At 58.2% G+C, this 6271-nt stretch carries 5 protein-coding genes; 1 reads left to right on the top strand and 4 read right to left on the bottom strand.

Going from position 1 to position 6271, the window contains the following annotated elements; translation table 11 throughout:
* Positions 1 to 69 precede the first annotated feature (69 nt).
* Positions 70 to 849: an alpha/beta fold hydrolase gene (locus tag V7D69_RS05610; protein ID WP_333605289.1), complete on the top strand. Its 780-nt coding sequence runs from the start codon at positions 70 to 72 to the stop codon at positions 847 to 849.
* A 71-nt stretch (positions 850 to 920) separates the two neighbouring features.
* On the opposite strand, the gene V7D69_RS05605 is transcribed toward V7D69_RS05610, so the two are convergent.
* The 4 genes from V7D69_RS05605 to V7D69_RS05590 form a co-directional block, all read right to left on the bottom strand.
* Positions 921 to 2414, bottom strand: coding sequence for an amidase (locus V7D69_RS05605; protein ID WP_333605288.1), 1494 nt, complete (start codon positions 2412 to 2414; stop codon positions 921 to 923).
* Between the two features lie 238 nt (positions 2415 to 2652).
* Positions 2653 to 4128, bottom strand: coding sequence for an amidohydrolase family protein (locus tag V7D69_RS05600; protein ID WP_324063246.1), 1476 nt, complete (start codon positions 4126 to 4128; stop codon positions 2653 to 2655).
* 139 nt (positions 4129 to 4267) lie between these two features.
* Positions 4268 to 5107, bottom strand: a complete 840-nt coding sequence (locus tag V7D69_RS05595) for an alpha/beta fold hydrolase (protein WP_324063249.1) — start codon at positions 5105 to 5107, stop codon at positions 4268 to 4270.
* An 80-nt stretch (positions 5108 to 5187) separates the two neighbouring features.
* Entirely contained in the window at positions 5188 to 6063 is an 876-nt protein-coding gene (locus V7D69_RS05590; RefSeq protein WP_333605287.1) for a helix-turn-helix domain-containing protein, read from the bottom strand.
* Positions 6064 to 6271 lie beyond the last annotated feature (208 nt).

The following is a 6271-nucleotide window of genomic DNA, read 5'->3' as shown; positions in this document are numbered from 1 at the left end:
CAATGACCTCAAAGCAAAAACAGGAACCAACTTCAGCCTCAATAAGGCTGTGGCGAAGGCGGACGCGTAATGGCCTTCACCGAAGTTCCGGGCGCGAGCCTCTACTGGAAACGCGATGGGCGCGACAATGCGCCCGCACTGGTGCTGCTCAATTCGATCGGCACTGACATGGATTTGTGGGATCCGGTTCTGCCTCTTCTGCGTGACAGCTTTGCATTGCTGCGCATTGACACACGCGGCCACGGCGCCTCTCGCGCGGAACCGGGCGACTGGTCATTGTCTCTTCTTGCCGCTGATGTTTTAGCGGTTACCGAAGCCGCTGGTTTTGAGCGATTTTCGCTGGCCGGTGTCTCCCTCGGAGGCATGATCGGCATGGAGCTGGCGTTGCAACAGCCCCGCCGACTTGAGCAACTGGCGCTTATCTGCACTTCGGCAACGATGGATCCCGCGGCGTGGAACGACCGCGTTGTCATAGTGCGATCCGAGGGCATGGCAGCGATCGCAGACCTTGCCATGGGACGCTTCCTCTCCGAAGCTTTCGGGACGGCTAATCCGGGCGTCTACGAAACCGTGCGCCGGCACCTCTTGGCCATGGATGCCGAAGGATATGCCGGTTGCGGTGCGGCCATCCGAGATATGAATCTTGCCGATCGCCTTGGTGCAATCGCCTGCCCGACGGTGATCGTCACTGGCACGCGCGATACCTCAACCCCATTTGAAGGCCATGGAGAGCATCTGGTCGCGCGCATTCCCGGTGCTGTTCACTGCCCGCTCGGCACTGCCCATCTTGCCCCACTCGAAGCTCCCGAAGCGCTGGCTGGCGTACTCACGTCCCTTCTTAAAGACTGATCTGGCGGGAGACATCCGAACTGCATGAAGGGGATCGGCCAGGCACCCTGATCCAATCCCCTTCATGCGGATTAAAACCCCGTCGGCACCTTGAAGCCGCCAATCTCCTGCTCCACAAGCGAAGCAAAACGAATGGGGGTACGATCCTCCATAGCAGGTCCGATAAGCTGCACGCCTACCGGCATGCCGTCCACAAAACGGCCGGTGGGAGCAACGGTGGCCGGCAGATCAGCGACAGTGGCGACTGATGGCCATTGAATGTTGTCCATGTAAGGCCGTGCAGTTCCATTCACGATCATCTCACGGTGCTCATAAGCAAGGATGGGATCAGGAATTTCATTACCCCGGGTGTCATGCGGATAAGCGACGGTCGGGAAGGCCGGGCAGATCAACAAGTCATAGTCGTTGAAGAATGCGGCCCAAGACCGCATCAGCGCCCGGCGGCGATCCGTCAGATGCACATATTCGTAGTGCCGCATCTGCATTGCCCGCAATACATAGGCGGGATAGCCCTTATCTTCAGGCGAAAGAGCGGCAGCCTGCCGAAGATGTTGCTCCATTGCTTCCAGAGGCTGAGTGGCGGCCAGCAGCTGGAATAACGTGAGCAGGTAGATCTCAAAGGACTCCTGCCAATTCACCTGGGGACGAGCCGTTTCGACTTTCACTCCCAATTGGCGAATATCGTTAACCCATTCTTCGAGCGCGGCCAGATACCGTCGGTCTGCTCCATAGGCGTCATCATCAAGCCAGACGGCTACCCGGAAAGAAGACAGCTTTTCATGTCTCGCGGGCGGCATCGCCGCAGACCATAGACCGGCAAAGCGATCTTCGGGACCGACCAGGATGTCCATCGCAAGTTCCAGATCAGCCGCGCTCCTCGCGAGTGGACCGGCGACACCGAGATCCACCGGTATGTCCTGACCGGGGGCTGGCGGCACATGGCCCTGCAATGACACGATGCCCCAACTCGCCTTGTGGCCATAGACGCCGCAGCAATGCGCCGGGACACGCACGGAACCGCCGATGTCACTGCCCAACTCAAGCGAAGTGAAGCCCGCCGCGACCGCCGCCGCCGAGCCGCCCGAAGAGCCGCCGGGTGTACGCGTCACGTCCCATGGATTGACGGTGCGTCCATAAAGCGGATTGTCTGATTGCCAATCGAAGGCGCCCGGTGGGAGATTCGATTTACCATAAATGACGGCCCCAGCCCTCTTCAACCTGGCGACCACTTCCGCGTCACGCGCGGCCTTGTTGTCTGCAAAAACCGGCAGGCCGCACGTGGTGGGAAGATTCGCAATGCCGAAACATTCCTTCACCGTCATGGGCAGGCCCAAAAGCGGCTTGTCATCCGTGCGCGTCTCATTGTCGGCCACGCGCGCCGCTGCGTAAGCAGCGTCCAAATCGCGAACGACGATAGCATTGATCTTATCATTATACCGATTCAGCTGCTCCAGATGTAGATCAAGCAGCTCAACCGCGCCAATTCTTCCCGATCTTAGTAGAGAAATCCAATCCTTGGCGGAGCGATGGACAAGGTTTGCAACGTTATCACTACCATTTCCCATGATAAAATTCCTCTACTTTAATTACTTCTCTAATTTTTATAACATTCATAGGAAATACCAAATTTTTCAGAAATACAACGAATTTGACTTTCTCGACCACCATCATCTACCGCCGGCGGTTGACACAATAGCTCGCCAGGCAAATCCCATGCAAATTTCCATGTTCATAGACTGCTTGGTCGGATAATTATTGGCAAGCGAAAAATTGAAAACCGCCGTCCTTCGGCTTGAGGGCATCTCAGGCTCCCAGATGCGCAGCCAACCCTTTCACCCCGTGCACGAAGGCGCGTGACAAGCCTGCTTCATCGATGAAGGTCAGCGCGCGATTCTCAACCAGAATCCGTCCATCGACCGCCACCAAATCAACATCGCTGCTGCCGCCCATAATCAGGAAGGTATCCAGTGGCCGCCGCATCCCATCAAAGCGCCAATCGTCGAGCCGGACGGTAAAGAAATCAGCCTTCATACCCGGCGCGAGCATTCCCAGGTCCGATGCCCAATTCAGCGAACTAGCGGGCATACGCGTTGCCATCGACAGGGTCTTCATCGGTGTAAGCAGTGAGCGATCACCGGCCAATTCATTGCATTGAAGCCAACCCATCCGCATGGCTTCGGGCATATGCCCCATCGGTCTGATATCGCCATCCGAGCTGAAAGTGACTGGAGCTTGGGCTTTCAAGAAGTCCAGGATCAAACCGGTGGAAATGATCGGCGCCTCGCCGCTGGCTCCATATTTTTGCGGCGAATAGGTGAGATGTACGCCGGCTTGAATGAGCCAATCAAACTCGTCCGGATTGGCATACGCGGTATGTACGGAGATCAGGCGGCCCGACAAGAGGCCGAGCCGGTGCATGCGTTCTATCGCCCGTACGCCGAAGCACCGTTGCGTTTCTTTCGCTTCATTGCCGAAGCCGGCAAGATGGGAACCCCACGGCACATCAAAACGGCGAGCAAGCCCCTCGACCCCGATCAGCAGTTCGTCGCTGGCGGTAAGCTGCCAAAGCGCGCTTGGCATAGCGCGCAATCTCCCGGACTCGTGCTGCCCGTAACGAGACAGCATCGCCTCCATCTCGGCAAGCAGATTGTCAGTATCCCGCGACCGCACGAAGCCGGTCTCATTCGCTGAACCATCGACCCCATACTGGGTTACGACCCCCCGTATACCCGTGGCCAATATAGCTCGCGCCAGCTCGTCCGGCCGATTGGCCGACCCGAAATCGGCAACGCAGGTGGTGCCTGATCGCAATTGCACCGCGTAAGATCTGAGAGCGAAAAGATAAGCCAGTTCCGGTGGCAAGCCCTCCAGGAGATCGAACAATTGAAGGAAATGCCCGGACGCAGCGCAGACGTCCGCTCCGTCGGACATGCCTCCCGAGGTGGTGTCGCTGTCGTCCGGGTTCTCATTGACTGTCCCCAGCGCCATCAGGGCGCTGCTTTCATGCCAATGGTTGTTCACCAAGCCGGGCAGGATCATGCTGTTAGTGGCGTCGATGCGCCGCGTCAGACCTGCGGCGGGAGGCAGCCCGGCGTTGTAGGCATCGACTTGATCGCGGGAGCCGACCGCAACGATGCGGTCTTGCACGACCAGCAACGATCCGTCGGTTATGACCGGCTGTTCAGGATCGGCTGTGTACAGAAACGCCCCGTCGATTCGCAGGCGCTCGTAGCGATCCGGCAAAGGCGCAACGAGGGAATCAATTGTAAGTGAGGTCATCAGATCGCACTCGAAATCTGACGCATGCGCGTCGTGAGCGTTCATCGGGGCGACGGCACGCAATCCGACCAGGCGAATGAATCATGCCGATCTTCTTGCGGCCCGTCCTCCGAAGGAGCCAAAGTCGTTTCCGTCCTTTTTACAGTGCGGACCATTGGGATGGAATCGATCGGGTCACGCGGGCATGCAGGCCCGTGGCAACGACGCGCAGCGCGCCGGCGAGTACCGCCGGCCGGGCCACGGCTTCCAGGTGGATCCCCGGAAACTCTGCCCACTCCGCGCCGATTTCATTGGCGATGACAGCCGCAGAACGGGCGAAATAGCAGCCACGGTCAGCAGAACCGGCAGCCATGACGATGGGAAATGCTACGGACTTGAGCGCAGCGAGATCGGGCTGATATGCGGCGATGCTTTTCCACTCGGTCTCGAAGAGGAAGTCGATATTGCCGCCGAAGCGCTCCTCAAGAGGAGCCGGCCAGTGATAAGTGCCTTCTCCGGGAAATGAGGACGCGAACTTCATCCCGGCCGCATAAGGGCCTTCCTGAAGATACGTCGTGTAGATCGATTCCAGATAAGCCAGTTGATCGTCGACATCGGGAAGGACTCTTACGGCCGGTGGCTCATGCGCGATCAAAGCTTCGACGGCGTGCGGATGCCGCGCTGCCACGTCAAGGGCGATCAGGGCGCCCAGGCTGCTGCCATAGACCAGCGCCCGCCCACCGGCCAGGCCATCGATGATCGCCTTGCCATCGTCTGCCTGCTCTTCGAACTGCATCGGCTTATCGGTCCGACCGGTGCTTCGGGAATTGCCGCGCCGATCATAAGTGATGACGGTAAAGGCATCCGCCAACTCCTCCGCGGCGCCCTCATAAAAGCCAGCGTCACCGCCCGCTCCGACCACCATCACCAAAGGGGGACCGCTTCCCCGCACTTCATAGTAAAGTTCAGCACCTTCGACTTTCAGGAAACCCGTCCGCATAATTCTCTCCACCTGCATTGTCGTCAACGTGGCAGGCTAAACCGCTGCTGCGGGGTGAGGTATCCAATCTTGGCAAATATTCAGGCAGCGGCGCGGCACCGCCGCAACGTTTCGGAGGGCAACTCTTCGAACATCTGCTTATATTCGCAACTGAAACGGCTGGGATGCCAGAATCCCCAGCGATCAATCACATCCTTGACCTGCAAGGATCTTTCCGTCCTGACCAAGTCGCGACGGGCTCGATTGAGGCGCAGAATCCGCAAGAAGGCAACGGGATTTAGGCCAAGCACGTCCTGAAAGCTATATTGCAGCGCACGACGGGAAACACCCAATTCCCGGCAGATTTCGCTGATCTGCAAAGGCTCGTCGATACGATCGAGAATGTATTCACGCGTCCGTCGCACAATTTGATACCGATTGGATAAATGGTGATCCCTTTCCGCCTCAACGTCGATAAGGATCGGCACCAGTATATCGAGTACTGAGAACGCGAGCGCCTGCCGCCCCTCGCCTTCCCCAGTTGCGAACGGATCGTCGTAATAGCTCGTCATCAATGCCTTTATCATCCGCCCCGCGCGCCGGGTCGCTTCGCTATTACCGACGAAGTGAACACCGTCATCCATCCAGCCCGGCGCCACCAACCCTTCCGCGCTTTCCAGATACCCATCCAACAAATCGCGAGCGATCGTCATGCCGACCATGTCCATCGGCGGTGAGACGACTTCGAACGGCTGAGCGCCGCACACCGCCACCAATCCTTCATCCAATCGTTTGCCGTTCAGCTTTCCTTCGCCCCGCAGATTGGACAGGAAGACAAAAATATGCCTTTCGCGCTCGCCGCAGCCTGACATGCTCAGCCTGGTTTCAAAGCTGCTGCTGCGAAGCAGAAGGCCCGGCAGGTTAATGTCTCGGCACTCTCCCTGCCCGGCCGCTGGCGTTAGTTGCGTATATTCCATCGCCCATCCGGGAGGCGGGGGGACCAATCCGGAATGACTGAGCCTCTCTACACGATCTAATTCCGACGATGTGCGGTCGGTCCACATCGCCCGCCTCCTTTCAGCCTCAACATTTGCCAAAAACGGATAACGCATCGCCCAATCATATCTTATGCACATACCGGTCGGCAAGTGCCCGAAAGAGGCCGCTCGTCAGACATTGAGAAAT

The organism is Novosphingobium sp., from assembly GCF_036733805.1.
In the GTDB taxonomy this organism is placed as follows: Bacteria; Pseudomonadota; Alphaproteobacteria; order Sphingomonadales; family Sphingomonadaceae; genus Novosphingobium.
The sequence above is the reverse complement of the archived record's forward strand: the minus strand, read 5'-3'. Positions and strand labels throughout refer to the sequence as shown.

What these genes read in the sequence shown, in the direction of transcription:
- V7D69_RS05605 (WP_333605288.1), bottom strand. Translation starts at nt 2,414, where the DNA reads ATGGGAAATGGTAGTGATAACGTTGCAAACCTTGTCCATCGCTCCGCC.
- V7D69_RS05610 (WP_333605289.1), top strand. Translation starts at nt 70, where the DNA reads ATGGCCTTCACCGAAGTTCCGGGCGCGAGCCTCTACTGGAAACGCGAT.
- V7D69_RS05595 (WP_324063249.1), bottom strand. Translation starts at nt 5,107, where the DNA reads ATGCGGACGGGTTTCCTGAAAGTCGAAGGTGCTGAACTTTACTATGAA.
- V7D69_RS05590 (WP_333605287.1), bottom strand. Translation starts at nt 6,063, where the DNA reads ATGGAATATACGCAACTAACGCCAGCGGCCGGGCAGGGAGAGTGCCGA.
- V7D69_RS05600 (WP_324063246.1), bottom strand. Translation starts at nt 4,128, where the DNA reads ATGACCTCACTTACAATTGATTCCCTCGTTGCGCCTTTGCCGGATCGC.